17 protein-coding genes and 1 riboswitch are annotated in these 15,582 nt (G+C 59.9%); of the genes, 6 read left to right on the top strand and 11 right to left on the bottom strand.

All coding sequences use genetic code 11. The features are described from left to right. Positions 1–74: 74 nt before the first annotated feature. From AB5405_RS01095 to AB5405_RS01070, 6 genes are all read right to left on the bottom strand, one after another. The gene (locus tag AB5405_RS01095; protein ID WP_055252196.1) at positions 75–674 is read right to left on the bottom strand and encodes a tRNA (cytidine(34)-2'-O)-methyltransferase; all 600 of its coding nucleotides are present in this window, start codon (positions 672–674) and stop codon (positions 75–77) included. Positions 675–769: 95 nt separating this feature from the next. Beyond that, the gene (locus AB5405_RS01090; protein ID WP_368137285.1) at positions 770–1,900 is read right to left on the bottom strand and encodes a CobW family GTP-binding protein; all 1,131 of its coding nucleotides are present in this window, start codon (positions 1,898–1,900) and stop codon (positions 770–772) included. An 86-nt stretch (positions 1,901–1,986) separates the two neighbouring features. Beyond that, on the bottom strand, positions 1,987–2,328 hold the full coding sequence (locus AB5405_RS01085) for an arsenate reductase family protein (RefSeq protein WP_055252194.1): 342 nt from the start codon (positions 2,326–2,328) through the stop codon (positions 1,987–1,989). A gap of 17 nt (positions 2,329–2,345) precedes the next feature. Further along, a complete protein-coding gene (locus AB5405_RS01080; protein ID WP_161115305.1) occupies positions 2,346–2,969 on the bottom strand; it encodes a flavodoxin family protein in 624 nt (207 codons plus the stop codon). 111 nt (positions 2,970–3,080) lie between these two features. After that, entirely contained in the window at positions 3,081–4,610 is a 1,530-nt protein-coding gene (locus AB5405_RS01075; RefSeq protein WP_368137284.1) for a diguanylate cyclase domain-containing protein, read from the bottom strand. 127 nt (positions 4,611–4,737) lie between these two features. Further along, positions 4,738–5,034, bottom strand: a complete 297-nt coding sequence (locus tag AB5405_RS01070; protein ID WP_161115307.1) for an EAL domain-containing protein — start codon at positions 5,032–5,034, stop codon at positions 4,738–4,740. 128 nt (positions 5,035–5,162) lie between these two features. Here AB5405_RS01070 and AB5405_RS01065 point away from each other — a divergent pair, with 128 nt between their 5' ends. Next, positions 5,163–6,032: a patatin-like phospholipase family protein gene (locus tag AB5405_RS01065; RefSeq protein ID WP_192919522.1), complete on the top strand. Its 870-nt coding sequence runs from the start codon at positions 5,163–5,165 to the stop codon at positions 6,030–6,032. Positions 6,033–6,144: 112 nt separating this feature from the next. Here the strand turns inward: AB5405_RS01065 and AB5405_RS01060 are convergent, their stop codons facing one another. The 3 genes from AB5405_RS01060 to thiM are packed head-to-tail and all read right to left on the bottom strand — an operon-like array spanning position 6,145 to position 8,021. Further along, the gene (locus AB5405_RS01060; protein WP_006234517.1) at positions 6,145–6,840 is read right to left on the bottom strand and encodes a thiamine phosphate synthase; all 696 of its coding nucleotides are present in this window, start codon (positions 6,838–6,840) and stop codon (positions 6,145–6,147) included. Continuing rightward, positions 6,837–7,178: a thiamine-binding protein gene (locus tag AB5405_RS01055; protein ID WP_225093307.1), complete on the bottom strand. Its 342-nt coding sequence runs from the start codon at positions 7,176–7,178 to the stop codon at positions 6,837–6,839. Before AB5405_RS01055 ends, AB5405_RS01060 begins: the two co-directional genes overlap by 4 nt. Positions 7,179–7,181: 3 nt before the next feature. Continuing rightward, the gene (thiM, locus tag AB5405_RS01050; RefSeq protein WP_055310018.1) at positions 7,182–8,021 is read right to left on the bottom strand and encodes a hydroxyethylthiazole kinase; all 840 of its coding nucleotides are present in this window, start codon (positions 8,019–8,021) and stop codon (positions 7,182–7,184) included. Between the two features lie 51 nt (positions 8,022–8,072). Next, positions 8,073–8,183, bottom strand: a riboswitch (TPP riboswitch). A 93-nt stretch (positions 8,184–8,276) separates the two neighbouring features. Here thiM and AB5405_RS01045 point away from each other — a divergent pair. The 3 genes from AB5405_RS01045 (at position 8,277) to AB5405_RS01035 (ending at position 11,381) form a co-directional block, all read left to right on the top strand. Next, positions 8,277–9,185 carry an HAD-IIB family hydrolase gene (locus AB5405_RS01045; RefSeq protein ID WP_368137283.1) on the top strand — a complete coding sequence of 303 codons (909 nt, stop codon included), beginning with the start codon at positions 8,277–8,279 and terminating at the stop codon, positions 9,183–9,185. Between the two features lie 10 nt (positions 9,186–9,195). Next, on the top strand, positions 9,196–10,092 hold the full coding sequence (locus AB5405_RS01040) for a LysR family transcriptional regulator (protein WP_055286633.1): 897 nt from the start codon (positions 9,196–9,198) through the stop codon (positions 10,090–10,092). A 155-nt stretch (positions 10,093–10,247) separates the two neighbouring features. Further along, positions 10,248–11,381 (top strand): 5-methyltetrahydropteroyltriglutamate--homocysteine S-methyltransferase, encoded by a 1,134-nt coding sequence (locus AB5405_RS01035; protein ID WP_368137282.1) that lies wholly within the window; start codon positions 10,248–10,250, stop codon positions 11,379–11,381. 237 nt (positions 11,382–11,618) lie between these two features. Here the strand turns inward: AB5405_RS01035 and AB5405_RS01030 are convergent, their stop codons facing one another. Continuing rightward, positions 11,619–12,284 carry an alpha/beta hydrolase gene (locus AB5405_RS01030; RefSeq protein WP_368137281.1) on the bottom strand — a complete coding sequence of 222 codons (666 nt, stop codon included), beginning with the start codon at positions 12,282–12,284 and terminating at the stop codon, positions 11,619–11,621. A gap of 137 nt (positions 12,285–12,421) precedes the next feature. Further along, positions 12,422–13,732, bottom strand: coding sequence for an NCS2 family permease (locus AB5405_RS01025; RefSeq protein WP_022094378.1), 1,311 nt, complete (start codon positions 13,730–13,732; stop codon positions 12,422–12,424). Between the two features lie 193 nt (positions 13,733–13,925). Between AB5405_RS01025 and AB5405_RS01020 the strand changes: the two genes are divergently transcribed. Together AB5405_RS01020 and bsh are read left to right on the top strand one after the other, a co-directional pair. Beyond that, on the top strand, positions 13,926–14,345 hold the full coding sequence (locus AB5405_RS01020) for a peptide deformylase (RefSeq protein WP_161115313.1): 420 nt from the start codon (positions 13,926–13,928) through the stop codon (positions 14,343–14,345). A gap of 244 nt (positions 14,346–14,589) precedes the next feature. Continuing rightward, positions 14,590–15,555, top strand: coding sequence for a choloylglycine hydrolase (bsh, locus tag AB5405_RS01015; RefSeq protein ID WP_138341130.1), 966 nt, complete (start codon positions 14,590–14,592; stop codon positions 15,553–15,555). Positions 15,556–15,582: the final 27 nt, after the last annotated feature.

The raw sequence follows: 15,582 nt of genomic DNA, 5'->3' as shown, positions 1-15,582 counted from the left end.
TTTATCTAGAGCATCAATTAGGCGTGTGCGCCATCGGCGCGGCGCTTGAATGTGACAAAGGGACAGTTCCTTTGTCACATTCCCGGAAAGCCTGTTTGGCGCAGGGCTTCGTAGAGGACGATGGCGGCGCTGTTGGAGAGGTTGAGGGCGCTGATGCGGTAGTCGTCCGGGTTGACGAAGTTGCCGCAGATGTCCTGTTGAAGGATAGCCTCGTGGCTGTCCTCGGTATGTCCGAGCGATTCCTCGTGGGCTTCCCAAGCCTCGGCGTTATCGAGCGAGTCGCAATCGCGCAGCATAGGGATGCGCTCGCAGCGCTCGGGCGCCGCGGCGAGCAGTGGCTCGGGAATGCCCGAGCTCTCGCTGCCAAAGACCAAGTAGTCGCCGTCGTGGTAGGTACTCTGCGCATAGGTGCGGCGTGCCTTTTTGGTCAGCAGATGTAGGCGCTCGTCGGCAGGGGAGAGACCGTTGCGTGCAAGGAAATCCTCCCAGCCGGCATAGGTCGTCACGTCCAAGTTTTGCCAGTAGCCCAGGCCGGCGCGACGTACCGTTTTGTCGTCGAGCGAGAAGCCCAGCGGCTCCACCAGATGCAGGCGGGCGCCGGTGACCACGCAGGTACGGCCGATATTGCCCGTATTGGCCGGAATCTCGGGCGCATACAGCACAATGTTGAACATGAATCTCCTTGGCTCAGAACGAAAAACCACCACGAAGAGCACCTTCGTGGTGGTTTGGCGGTTACATAGGCGGAAAAATGCCCGCTTGGATAAACCTAGGCGCGGTGCCAGTCGGTCAGGCAGGCATCGAGGGAGGCGATGAGCGCATCCTTGTCCATGTGACGGCCGATGATGCACAGGCTCGTCATGCGGTCGCCCGTCTCGTCGTCCCAAATCTGCATGATCTCGGGGTTCTCGTCGATGATCTTCTGCTTCTCGCCCTCGGGCGCCGAATCGACAAACAGGCCGTTCTCCATCAGGCGCATCTGGTGGCCGGCCTGCTCAAACATGTAGCACATGTCCGGATCGCCGGTCTGCCACAGCGGACCCTTGACGCGGATGACCTCGTCGGGCCACTCCTGCTCAACAAAATAGGTGAACTTCTGCAGGTCAAACGGCTTGCGGCGCGAGTACACAAAGGTCTCGATGTCGTACTCGAGCACCTCGGGGTCGTCGTGCTCCTCGGGATGCTCCATGGCCTCGATCCAGGCGGCGGAGTTGTAGGCGCGCATAAAGTCGAAGCGGTCGGTGTCGAGCAGCTCCTCCATGGGAACCTCACCGTTTTGGGCCTCGACAATCACGGCGTCCTTCTGCAGGCTGCGCACGATGGCCTTGAGCTCGGCGATCTGCTCGGGCGTCACGGTATCGGTCTTGTTGAGGATCAGCGTGGAGCAGAACTCGATCTGCTGGATGAGCAGGCTTTCGATGTCGTCCTCGTCGATATCCTCGGCCAGCAGGTCGCGACCGCCGTTGAACTCGTCGTACATGCGGGCGCAATCGACCACGGCCACGATGTTGTCGAGCGCGAGCTTGGGCTCGCCGCCCACCTTGGCCTCGTCGCAGAAGCTCGAGATGGTGTAGGCGATGGGGATAGGCTCGCAAATGCCCGAAGCCTCGATGATGATGTAGTCGAAGTCGCCCGAATCGGCGATGCCCTGCAGCTGGTTAGCAAGGTCGTCCGAAAGCGTGCAGCAGATGCAGCCGTTGGTGAGCGGGATGAGGTCGTCGGTCTCGGAAAGGCCGCCGTCGGCGATGAGGCTGGCGTCGACGTTGATCTCGCCGATATCGTTGACGATCACGGCGGCGCGGATGCCGCCGTCGTTAGCGAGGATGTGGTTGAGCAGCGTGGTCTTGCCGGCACCGAGGTATCCGGTAAGCATGATGATCTTCACGGGTTTGTTGGGCATGTGCCCTCCTTTGTTAGACATGGCTTACAGTTAAATCTTATGCCAAACGCCTGCTCTTATACCCACGCGCCGGCAAATAACACAGGCTACTCCCAGGCTCCCCACACATCGGGGCAATAACCGACGGTGGCCTTTTTGCCGTTGCGCACGATGGGCTCGGCTAGAACCTGCTGATTCTCGAGCAGTTTATCGAAGCGCTGGCTAGGGGTGAGGTGCTGGATGAGCGCGAGCGTCTCCTCGTCCTTGGCTTTGGGGTTGAGCAGCTTGTCGATGCCGCCGACCGCCTGCATCACGCTCGTGAGCTCGCCCTTGCTCATCTCCTTTTCCTTAAGGTCGATAAACTGCACCTTAATGCGGCGCTCCTTAAAATAACGCTGTGCCTTCTTGGTGTCGAAGGACTTCTTGGTGCCAAAAATTTGCACGTTCATGTATTTGTTCCGCCGTTCTACCTGATGAAGTTGGTGCGCTCGCGATCGGCTTCGGGTGCTTCGATGCCGGCGGCCTGTCCTGCCTCGATACAATGCAGGAGCCAGGCCATGTTCTTGCCGATGTTGCGCATGGTGGCCAGGCCCTCGGCGTCCTGGGCGGCCTCGCCCGGCATGGCGCCAAACACGTTGTTCCAGTACGTGGAAGCAACCACGGGCATCTGGTTGATGGTGAAGTACTTATTGAGCACGTCGAAGGTGGTCGACGTGCCGCCGCGACGGGCAACGGCGACGGCAGCGCCCGGCTTGTGTGCAAAGGCTTTGCTGCCGGCATAAAATGCGCGATCGAGTGCCGAGAGAATGCGGCCGCTGGGGTGCGCGTAGTAGACAGGCGAGCCAAAGACAAAGCCATCTGCCTGCTCGGCTGCAGCGATGAGCTCGTTCACCACGTCGTCGTCAAAGGTGCAGCGTCCGCCAAGCTTGCCGCACTGACCGCAACCGATGCAGTCGCGAATGGGCTTGGCGCCCAGCTGAAACACCTCGGTATCAATGCCTTCGGCATCAAGTTGCTCTGCGATCTCGGCGAGTGCGCGGGCAGTGTTGCCGTTTGCCTTGGGGCTGCCATTGACCAAAAGAACCTTCATCACAAACTCCCTCTGCTGTCGGTGACTTCTGCGGAGGATTATCGCACGAGAGGGTAGATGACGTGGGGCGCGATGTGAAACGGCTTGTGTTTCACATCGCGCCCCACAACGCTAGTCCAGCTTGGTGCCCGGTACTTGCGGTGCCTCTTTAAGCAACGCTTTGAGCTCGTTCAAAATGGAAACGGGCTGTCGATCGACAGCGTCCAGATGGAGCGTGGCCACGCGAATGGGCGGCTGATATTCAAGCGAGCCGATGAGCACGGGAGAACCCAGGAACCGTTCGATGTCGCTTGCGATCTCGTCGATTGCCTCGGGGCCGAGCTCATCGAAGAGTGCCACGAACGTTGGCCCCGTCGAGCGGAACAGGCGACCCTTGCCGCGCGAACAATCCATGAGGCACGCTGCGCTTTCGGCGAGCACGCGGTCGCCCGCATCAAAGCCAAAGCGGGCGTTGACCTCGGCGATATCGTCAACCTTAATGGCAATAAAGCCTGCCTCGCGCGCCACGCGGCGCATTTCGCCAATGGCGCTGACCAGGGCGTGGACATCGCCCAGGCCCGTTACCGAGTCAGTCGTATCCGCCAGGCTGCGGTTGATGATAATGCCCACGTACATGTTAGGCTCGGTATCGGTGCCGTCCAAGCGGTAGCCCGTGCAGTCGCAAAGCGCGTACGCTCCGGTAGCATCCATAACGCGGTACTGCATGTAGTGGAAGTGCCACATGCCGTTTATCACCATGTCGAGCTCGGCGCGTACGTTGTCGCGGTCCTCGGGGTGGACGCGGGCGAGCCACATGTCGAGTGAGTTAAAAGGGTGCTGGGAGGGCAGGTCAAAATCGCGCACGGCGTTAACCGACCATTGTGATTCGCCCGTATCGAGGTTAAGGATGAACGGATAGCGCGTCTCGGAGCTCATGGAGATCGCTTGGAACACCCGGTCGTTGCAAGGAAGCTGATCGACGATTGGGCGTTGCGGCACGTCATTGTCTTTCGGTTGCTGCACACGATGCATAAGCTTATAGCGATACATCTTGCGATCGGCATCCATCGTCATCTGGCGACGCGTGTCGCCGGCAAGTGGATCGACGCGCGAGCAGCCAAAGCTAAAGCTGGCGATCATGGGCGCCTTGCCACCTGAGCTCGCCTCGATCAGCCCGGCACGTACCTGCTCCAAGCGCTGCTCGAGTTCAGTCTCGTTTGCGGAGAGCGAGATAAGCACAAACTCGTCTCCACCGATACGGAACAGCATCTCATCGTGCTCCATGGTTTCGGAGAGCGTGTGGCAGATGCTCAGAATATAGCGATTGCCTTCGGCATGGCCAAACCTATCGTTGCAATGCTTGAGATGGTCGATGTCAATATAGGCGCAGGTGAAAGGGTCGCCTTTGCGCCAGAGCTGCTCGACGTGACGGTCGAGTCCGCCGCGGTTGCCCAAGTTGGTGAGCGGGTCGATATAGGCGTTGCTCTCAAGCAACCGGCGCTCTTGTTGCAGGATGGCATGCGTCTTTTGCAGTTGCTCGCCAACGGCGCGTAGCTCAGCAGGCAGCGCGGCAACATCGAGTTCGGCGGTCGAGATGCCATTCGCAAGTCGCTGAAGATAGGTAATAATCGATTGCTCGCCCATGCGGTACGACTCGTTCATGATGGATAACCTCCTTGGGCAGAACAACGGTTTGTATTATATCCCCAATTCGGTTTGAATTGGGGATATAAGTTAACTAATGGAGGCAAATTCCCCCTTCGGCGGTGGTGTTTTGCGCGCGAGCGTATCAGTTGTTATTGCCACCATCGAGCAATGCCTCAAAATCCTTCGCTGGCATGGGGCGGTAGTAGAGGAAGCCTTGAGCGTCGCGGGCGCCCATTTGCCGTAGCACGTTCGCCTGCTCATTTGTCTCGACGCCTTCGACCACGACGGGCAGATGGAGCGACTGCGCCATCTCGAGCATCGATGAAATGATCTGCGTGCTGCGGCCTTGATCGCCGTCGACGGGCGCAATCTGCCAAATGTGCTTGTCGAGCGTCACCATAAAGCCGCTTTCCTCGAGTGCGGGGATATGGGTGCACATGCTGTGGGCGGCTATTGTTCGACAGGCGGTGGCGCGACGATGCGATGTTCGATGAAAATGCGACTGAGACGATATATGTTGACGGGTATACTTGTTCCGTTTGAATTTGCGGGGACGGAGATGGTCGCATGGCACAGTCAAATACGACGCGCACGGTGGGGCTGGCACTCGAGGGAGGCGGCTACCGCGGCATGTATACGGCGGGCGTGCTCGACGTATGGATGGAGCATGGCTTAACTTGCGACCATATGGTGGGTGTCTCGGCGGGCGCGGCGTTTGGCTACAACTTTAAATCGCGCCAGATCGGCCGCGCCATTCGCTACAACAAAGCCTATTGTGCCGATAAGCGCTATGCGAGCGTGACGAGCTGGTTGCGAACCGGCGACATGTTCAATGCCGATTTTGCCTATCACGAGGTGCCCATCGAGCGCGATCCCATCGATTTGGAGACATATCGCGCCTGCCCCATGCGGTTTACGTGCGTGTGTACCGATATCGAGACGGGCAAGGCCGTCTATCACGATCTGCCGTATGGCGACGAGCGCGATATCGAGTGGATCCGGGCGTCGTCGGCAATTCCCGTGGCGACGCGTCCCGTTGCTATTGACGGGCATAAGTATCTGGATGGTGGCGTGGCTGATTCTATTCCCAGCGCATGGCTGTTTGCGCAGGGGTATGACCGCAATATCGTGGTACTCACGCAGCCAGCGGGCTTTGTGAAGCAGCCCAACAGCGTGATGCCCATGCTGCGACGCGTGTTCCGTCACTATCCGGAGTTTGTCGCAGCGCTTGAGCATCGGCATGAGGTCTACAATACCACGCTCGATGACCTGGCACGTCGCGAGGCTGCCGGCGAGATCTTTGTGGTGCGGCCGAGCGAATCGGTGAAGGTGCCGTCGCTGTGTCGCGAGCCCGATGAACTTGAACGCATCTACCAGATTGGTCGCCGCGATGCGGAGGCGACCTTGCCGGCACTGGAGGCATATCTGGCAGAGTAGGGCAAACTGCCGCGTGCTCAGCGGAAAGCGCATCCCAGAATGGACGTCCAAACTGGGATGCGCTTTCCATTGCTGAAGTTATGGGGCCGCGGAGCAACTGCTCGGCTTATGCCTATGCCTGCTGCCAGGTGTCTACGAGCTCCTTGGCCGCGGCGTAGGGGTCATCGGCGCTGCAGACGGCACTCACCACAAAGAAGCCGTCGACGCCGGTAGCCTTGAGCTGCGGAAGGTCGGCCGTCTTGACGCCGCCGCCCACCACGATGGGCACGGGGCTTGCCGCATGGAGCGCGGCCAGGTCCTCAAAGCTCTTGGTGATGATAGAGCCGTCGGCCGCGCGTCCGCAGTCGCGCTTGGTCTCGGTCTCGTGGAGTGGGCCGATGCCAAGGTAGTCGACCAAACTCATATCGGCGGTCTTGACGTACTCGAGCATCTCCTCGCAACGGGCCGAAAGGCCCACGATGGCGTCGGGGCCCAGCAACTTGCGACAGACCTCGACGGGAATATCGCTTTGGCCCACGTGCACACCGTCGACAGCAATACCCTGCTCGCGCGCGGCAAGCACACAGTCCAGACGGTCGTCGATCAGCAAGGCGACCTGACCGGTCTTGCCGGCCTGAGCGATTGCCTGCGCGGCGTCGCCGGTCAGCGCAATGATCTCGCGGGCGCTTGCCACCTTGGAGCGCACCTGGATGCAGGTAAAGCCGGCGTCGAGCGCCTGGGCCACCACATCGCCCACGGGGCGCCCGAGCGTGTTTTCGGGGCCGAGTACCAGATAGGCCGAGATATCAAGGTTGTCGCGGATGCTCATCGTGCTTCCTCCTGCTTTTTGATCTGTGCTTCCATGCGCTCGAGTTTGCCGGTCATGGTGTCGGTAAATCCGGGTCGAATATCGGCTTTGAGCACGACTTCGGTGCGGATGCCCTTGCTCGCCAACACAAAGGTTGCGTCGCGCACGACCTGCATGACCTCGTCCCAGTCGCCCTCGATTTCGGTGAACATGGAGGTGGTGCGGTTGGGCAGGCCGCTCTCGCGAATGACACGCACGACCTCGGCGACCTCGGCGGATAGCTCATCGCCGGTGCCGCACGGGGCGATGGCCACGGCGACGAGCGTGTTCATGCCGGCATTGGTTGCGGGCTCGGACATGGCCTATGCCTCCTCGAGCTCGAGTCGGTTATCGGCGATGTCTTGGGCGGTTGCGCGGTAGAGCTCGTCGATAAAGGCGACCTTAAAGCTTGCCGGGGCGTCGGCGACAGCGGCGGCACGCGTGCCGGCCACGTTGTAGACGGCGGTGCCGCAGACGGCTGCCGTAAACGGGTCGGCGGCGCAGGCATACACGGCCAGCACGCCGCCCTGCGAGCAGCCGCAGCCGGTGATCTTGGACATGAGCGGGCTGCCGCCGTGAGACTTGGCCACCGTCGTGCCGTCGGTGATTAGGTCGACTTCGCCCGAGACCACAACGGCGCCACCGGTGTGGCGAGCGAGCGCCACGGCGGCATCGCGGGCGGCGTCGACCGTGTCGGTGGTATCGACACCACGCACGCGGCTCAGATCAGCCGCCTCGCCCTCAAGACCCCACAGGCCGGCGAGTGCGATAATCTCGGAGGCGTTGCCGCGCACGATGGCGGGCTTGTACTGCTTGAGCTCGTTTACCAGCTGGGTGCGCAGGCTGCCGATACCCAGGCCCACCGGATCGAGCACCCAGGGCTTGCCGGCGTCGTGTGCCGCCTTCGCCGCGCGGGGAATCGTCTGCTCGTAGATAGGGAAGAGCGTGCCCATGTTGAGATAGATGGCGCCGCCGCCGGCAACGAGCGCTTCGCCCTCGTCGGGCAGATAGACCATGGCGGCCGATCCGCCCACGGCGAGCTGTGCGTTGGCGACAAAGTCGATCGTCACCGTGTTGGTGATGGAGCCGGCCATCGGATTGGTGGCGCGAATTTCCTCTACGGCCTTGACCATATGTTGCTTAAGCTGTTCCGAATCAATCACTGCACATGCCTCCTTGGCATAGAAAAGGGGCGCTGTGCATAGACAGCGCCCCTGTAAAGGCGGCATGCTCCCTACGCCAGCATTAACTGACAGGTTCAAAGGATTGGGCCCCATGCCCTCTCAGCCTTGTGGTTTGCACCGCCGGCACTCCCGCATCGAATCTGTTGTTCCCTATACTAGCGCACCTGCCAAAAAGGGACAGGTTTATTTTGGCAGGTCGTTACAATAGGTAGGACCGATACGAATGGGGGCCTTATGATTAAACTTGTGCTGACCGATATGGACGATACACTGATTCCAGCCGGGCATGACGGCGCCAGCGACTACGCCATTGAGGGTGTTCATGCCATGCAGGCGGCGGGTCTGCACTTTGGGCCGGTTTCGGGTCGTCAGCCGTCCGCGATGGGCTGGATGTTCAAAAACCGTTCCGAGTGTTTTTCGACCGGTGCGTTCTGTAACGGCCAGGTGATGTTTGTCGACGGCGAAGTAGTCGCTTCGCGCGCAATCGACAACGATGCTCTGATGCGTTTGGCTGACTATCTGGAGCAAGAGACCGACGATATGTTTCTAAAAGTCTACAGCCTGGGCGATGACTTTTGGGGCAACGATGCCTATTGCGTGACGAGCAATCCCGAGCGTGTGCGTCGCGCTATGGAGTCGGGCGGCAATGCGTGGCTCAAAGGCGAAGAGGCCCCGTGTCGTCCCGTCGTCGATGGCGCGCCGGTGTTTAAGGCGAATATCTGGAGTGCCCGTTCGCGTGAGGAGCTCGCGGAGCTACGCGAGCGCGTTGCCGTTGAGGTGCCGGAACTCTCGCTTGTGTTTCCCAACAACCGAGTGCGCCTGTTCGACATCCTTCCGGATGGTTGGGACAAGGGCTGCGCTGCGCTGGAGCTGGCGCGCGCCTTGGGCCTGACGCCCGACGAGGTGGCCGTATTTGGCGATTCCGATAACGATCTGCCCATGATCGATGCCGTTCCCAACTCCGTTGCAGTCGCCAATGCCAATGAGGCCGTCACGGCTGCCGCGCGCTGGCATATCGGCGCCGCGGCAGATGATGCGGTCGCCGGGGCTCTGCATCAGATTGCCGCCTGCGCCGCGACGGGGGAGATGCCGCCGTTTATGCGTCAGGAGGGTGCAGCCGACGCGAATTTCGCGAACAGCTAAGGAGACAGCCATGAAGCTCCAGCAGCTCAGATATGTCGTCAAAGTTGCCGAATGCGGCAGCATTACCGAGGCCTCGCGCCGTCTCTTTGTGTCGCAGCCTTCGATTACCGCGTCGATTCGCGATCTCGAAAACGAGATGGGTGTGCACATCTTTGAGCGCACCAACAAGGGCGTCATTGTGTCCGAGGAAGGCGAGACCTTCTTGGGCTATGCGCGCCAGGTACTCGACCAGGCCGACCTGCTCGAGGGCAAGTACAAGGGCGCATCCGAGCAGGTGCCGCACTTTAGTGTGAGCTGCCAGCATTATTCCTTTGCCGTCAACGCGTTTGTCGACGTGATCCGCGAGTTCGATGCCGCGCGTTACGACTTCACCCTGCGCGAGGAGCAGACTCACGAGATTATCGAGGATGTCGCGCATATGAAAAGCGAACTGGGCATCCTGTACTTATCCGAGCATAACCGCGAGGTCATCGAGCGCATGCTGGTGGCCAACGAGCTCGTGTTCGAAGGACTCTTCTGCGCCACGCCGCATGTCTTCGTCTGCGCCGACCATCCGCTGGCGGACCGCTCCAGCGTGACGCTCGAGGATCTGGAAGACTACCCGTTCCTGTCCTACGAGCAGGGCAGCTACAACTCGTTTTACTATTCCGAGGAGCTGACCTCGACGTTCGAGCGTCGCAAAAATATCCGCGTGCGCGACCGTGCGACGTTGTTCAATTTGGCCATGGGCCTCAACGGCTACACGGTATGCTCGGGCGTGATCAGCCACGAGCTCAACGGCCCCGGCATTATCTCGATTCCGCTCGACGTGGACGAGTACATGGAGATTGGCATCATCACGCGCAAGAACACGACGCTTACGCGCTACGGTCGGGCCTATATCGACGCGATTCGTCAGCATATCTAGGCTGCTGTGCTCCGCACGGTTCAAGTCTCTTTATGACAGTCCAGACTGATATAGGAAACATCTATATCAAACTGTTATAAACGTATATTTTACGATGGTCATATGAGCGCTCATACTCTGTCCCAGTAAAGCAACCAATGCAAAGGGAGATATCTATGAGCACTTCGATTCAACCGAACGCGCCGTTTCGCGCCGATATCGTCGGCAGCTTTCTTCGTCCGCAGGCTGTAAAGGACGCCCGTGCCGCCTATGTCGCGGGTAAACTCGACGCTTCCGGCCTTAAGGCCGTCGAGGACGATGCCATTCGCGATTTGGTGGCCAAGCAGAAGGCCGCCGGCCTGCAGGTGATCACCGATGGCGAGTTCCGCCGCAGCTACTGGCACCTCGATTTTATGTGGGGCCTTAACGGCATTGAGCGCCGCACCTCACGCACGGGTTATATGTTCCATGACGAGGAGACGACGGCCGACACCGCCGTGGTTACCGGTCCCATTAGCGGCGAGAACCACCCGTTCGTCGAGCATTTTAAGTTCGTCAAGGCGCTTGAGGAGGAGGGCCAGGTCGCACGCCAGACCATTCCGGCGCCGATCCAGACGTTCTCTGAGGTCACGCTCGATCGCTGCGATGGCCAGCAGGAGAGCCTGCGCGCTGTCTATAAGACCGATGAGGAACTTGCCGACGCCATTGCAGCCGCTTATCGCACGGTGATCGCCGACCTGTACGCAGCAGGCTGCCGCAACATCCAGTTTGATGACTGCACCTGGGGCATCTACTGCGATACCGATTTTGTCGCCAAAACCGGCATGAGCCCGGTCGACCTGCAAAAGGTAAGCGAGCTGGGCGTGGCGCTCAACAACGCCGCCATCGAGGGCAAGCCCGACGATTTGGTCATCAACACGCACGTGTGCCGCGGCAACTACCACTCCACCTACGCTTTTGAAGGCGGCTACGACTCTATCGCTCCGTATCTGTTCGCACATGAGAATGTCGATGCGTTCTATCTGGAGTTCGACACGCCGCGCGCCGGCGGCTTTGAGCCGCTCAAGTACGTCGCTCCCGGCAAGAAGGTCGTGCTGGGCTTGGTAACCACCAAGGCGGCAGAGCTCGAGAACGAGGATGTTATCGTCGAGCGCATCCGCGAAGCCGCTAAGTACGTGCCGCTCGAGAATCTGTACCTGTCGCCCCAGTGCGGCTTTGCCAGCTGCGAGATTGGCAACAAGCTGACCGAGGACGAGCAATGGGCGAAGATCGCGCTGGTCAAGCGCATTGCCGAGCGCGTTTGGAAGTAACGCTAGCGTTTGCAGGTGGCGGCGCGTGCGAGGCATTGCGTATCGCGTACAATGGTTCGGATCGTATCGTTCGGGCAGGTTATCCGATATGCCTGATCGCCCTTCCATCATGAAAGGACATCCATGCCCCAGTTCTCGACGCCCACCGTATCTGAACTCGAGGAGACTGCTGAATAGTAGCTGCGTTCAGCCAAATTAAAAATGGCGTCCATGCGTATGTACGCGTGGACGCCATTTTTAATGCGTCAGTATCCAGTGGATGCCGCGCGCCATGCGCAGGTCAGTTTGGGCAAAATGATTGCCGGGGTTGAGCTCCAGCGTTGTTGGGATGTCGCGCTCGATAAACAGCTTTTCCATCGCGCGCGTATCGTCGAGTACGTGCCGCATCATGCGGTTGGGCGTCTTGGTTTCCTTTTTACCGAGCGACAGATAGGCGGCGTCGGGCGTAGCCGTCATCGTGCGCTCGCGCGCGTAGTCGATAAAGCCGGGGAACCACAGCGACCCCGATGCACTCGCCACGCGCTCAAAGACATCTGTTTGCCAAAGTGCCCACAGTGCAAAAAGACCCGCCAACGAGTAGCCGGCAACGCCGCGCCAGGCGGGCGGTTGCGGGAGCGATGATTCGGCCTGGGGGATTATCTGCTTCAACAACTCGTCAAGAAAACCAGCAGCCTGTCCGCCAAAGGGCTCGGCATCTCGTATAGTTCCGTCGCTTTCCCAGGGGCTCAGCTCGCGATTCCAATCGAGCCCTCCAATGGCGACAAGGGTGAACAGCGGGCAGTCGAGCTCTCGGCAGCGCTCGTAGACTTCACTACCGTTGCCCATAATCACGGGGAGATAGATGACGGGCGCGCCTTCCGCACACTCTGAATAAACGGTTATCTGCTTATGATGCGCTTCCAAGGCAGGCTTCTCTCGGTGTTGTGATATTGACAGCCTCAATTGTCGCACGCTGACACGGGGGCAGACGCTAAAAGAAAGGCGCGGAGCCGCTCGATGCGATTCCGCGCCTTGTTGTTTTGCTTTAGCAGACTATGCCGTTACGCCACGAAGAAGTAGACGAGGAAGGCGAGGGCTGCGATCCACATGAGCGGCTTGATCTTGGAGGCCTCGCCCTTAAAGAGCGCGACGACCACGTAGGCGATAAAGCCCAGGCCAATGCCGGCAGAGATGGAGTAGGTGAAGGGCACGCCGGCGACAATCATGAACGCCGGGAAACCCTGCGACACGTCGGACCAGTCGATCTCGGAGGCCTCGCTCATCATGAGGTAGCCGACGTAGACCAGAGCACCGCAGGTGGCGGCGCTGGAAACGATGGTGACGATGGGGGAGAAGAACGCGGCGAGAATGAACAGCACGCCGGTGGTGACGGAGGTGAGACCCGTGCGGCCACCGTCGGCAGCGCCAGAGGTGGACTCGACGAAGGTGGTGATGGAGGAGACGCCCATGAAACCGCCCACAGCAGCGGCGGCGGAGTCGACGATCAAGATCTCCTTGATATTCTCGACGTTGCCGTCGTCGGTGAGGAACTCGCCCTGCTTGGCCACGGCCATCGCGGTGCCCATGGTGTCGAAGAAGTCACTCATGAGCAGCGAGAACGAGATGACGAGGAGCGCGGGGTCGGTAAGGACCTTGACGATGGCGGGCACGCCGCCGGCGTCGGCGATAGGGCCACCGATGCTCGAGAAGTCGAGCGGGGCGATGATGCCGGTCGGGGCCTGGGTCACACCTAGGGGGATACCGGCGATGACGGCGACGACGATGCCGATGAGCAGCGAGCCGGGGACGTTGCGGCAGGCGAGGGCGACCGTCACCAGGATGGAGATGATGCCGACGATGAAGGTGGGGGAGGTGATGTCGCCCAGACCGACGAGTGTACCGGCGCCAGCGGTGATAATGCCGGCATCGCACAGGCCAATCATGGCGATGAACAGGCCCAGACCCACCGAGATGGCGTGACGCAGGACAACCGGGATGGCGTCCATGATGGCCTCGCGCAGGCCACAAAGCACGAGCAGCAAGATGACGACGCCCTCAAGGAAGATGACGCTCATGGCCACGTGCCAGTCACCGCCGCAGACGGTGGTGGTGATTCCAGCGATCATCGCGTTGACGCCTAAGCCCGACGCGCAGGCGAGCGGGCGGTTGGCGAAGATGCCCATGCAGATGGTCATGATGCCGGCGCCCAGGCAGGTGGCGCAGGCGAGCGCTCCCGCATCGATGCCAGCGCCCGAGAGCACCGCGGGGTTGACGGCGATGATGTAGGCCATCGCCAGGAATGTTGTCAGTCCAGCGCGAAGTTCGGTCCCGATTGTGGACTTGCGCTCACTGACGTGAAAAAGTTCGTCCATGCATACCCTTTCCTTGTTCGGCCCCGAGTTTAGGCCGATTGACACGAACGCTCCCACTATAGCCCCTTTACGACGCTGTTGTTCCTCGCATGTTGATGTTCGGCGCTTTGTAGCAGACGGACGGTATTTTTCGCATGAAAATGTGTGGGTACCGTATACTTAAGCGGTTACAACGACCCCTATGGAGGAACGTATGATTAAAGAGCTTTGCCACGACGAGGCTATCCTGTCCCAGCGTTGCGAGGTTGCGACCGTCGAGGACGAGTCGGTTGCTCAGGATCTGATCGATACCATCAAGTCGCTCGACGATGCCGGCTGCCTTGCCGCTAACCAGATTGGCGTTACCAAGAAGGTTTGCGTCTACCTGGACGATGCCGGCGAGCCCCACGTGCTCTACAACCCCCGTCTGGTGTTTGGCCTGGGCGCCAGCAAGATGGAGGAGAGCTGCCTGACGCACGAGGGGGTCACCAAGTCCACGCGCTATATCAAGTGCAAGGTTGCCTTTGATCAGATTGTCGACGGCAAGATGAAGGAGTGCCGCCGCGACTACGCGGGCTTTGAGGCGCAGATGATCCAGCATATGATCGATCACTGTCTTGGAAAGTTGGTCTAAGGGGACCAAAGCACCGCACCTTGCCGCTCAATCGTCGCTCGCGTACCTTAAGCACGCTTCGCTCCTCTTTCGTGGCAATCTGCGGCACTTTGACCCCTTAGACGACCTGCGGGGTTAACTTGGTTGAGTTTATCCTGCTTGAATAGCCCGGGCATGACATTGTTGTCATGTCCGGGCTTTTGTGTTTAGCGCCTTTTTGTTTGGAGACAATGAAATTAGCAAGAACGTAAAGCTAGGAGGCGCTATGTGTACGAGTATTCGATTTACCGATAATTCTGGCCACATGTATCTGGGCCGCAATCTCGACTGGAGCTTTGACTACGGCCAACAGGTTCGCGTGATGCCGCGCGGGTTTCACATTCCGTATTCGTTTATCGACGACGCGACAGCGGCGCACGCGGTGATCGGTATGTGCATCGATTACAAGAACTACCCTATGTTCTTCGATTGCGGCAACGATGCGGGCCTCGCCGTGGCGGGTCTCAATTTCCCGGGTTATGCCGAGTATGCCGAGGACCCTGTCGACGGCAAGACCAATATCGCGGCCTATGAGTTCCCCCTGTGGGTGGCAGCGACGTTCTCGACGGTTGATGAGGTCGAGGCCGCGCTGCGCGACACGGTGATTGTCGCCAAATCTGCCGGAGAGGGGCTGGGCGTGTCGCTGCTCCATTGGATTATCGGCGACAGCCAGCGCAGCATCGTGGTCGAGATGATGGCTGACGGCCTGCATGTATACGACGATCCGGTCGACACCCTTGCCAACCAGCCGACCTTCCCGTGGCACATGGAAAACCTGCGCACCTATATCACCGCCACAAGCGATTTTCCGCAGACAGCGACATGGCGTGGCGCCGAGCTTAAGCCCTATGGAGCCGGTGCCGGCATGCGCGGCATTCCGGGCGATTGCTATTCGCCGAGCCGTTTTGTAAAGGCGGCGTACCTCAATGCCAATTACCCGCAAAAGGAGAGCGAGACCGAAAACGTCGTTCGCATGTTCCGCTCGCTCGAGGGCGTGGTGATGATCGAGGGAGCGTCCAGGATGGGCGATGGCAAGTTCGAGAAGACTATCTACACCGGATGCTTTAGCGCGCGCACGGGCAATTATTACTACGCGATGTATGGGGATCCGTCGATTCGCTACGTGAGCCTGATGGATGCCGAGGGCGCGAGCCCCGATAGGCTCGTGGTTCCCGAGCCGCGTCGTTCGTAGCTCACCGGTCCGTTGCGACATAAAACG

This window comes from Collinsella aerofaciens (genome assembly GCF_040920445.1).
GTDB lineage: Bacteria > Actinomycetota > Coriobacteriia > Coriobacteriales > Coriobacteriaceae > Collinsella > Collinsella aerofaciens_BH.
This window is presented reverse-complemented; position numbering and strand designations above follow the sequence as displayed.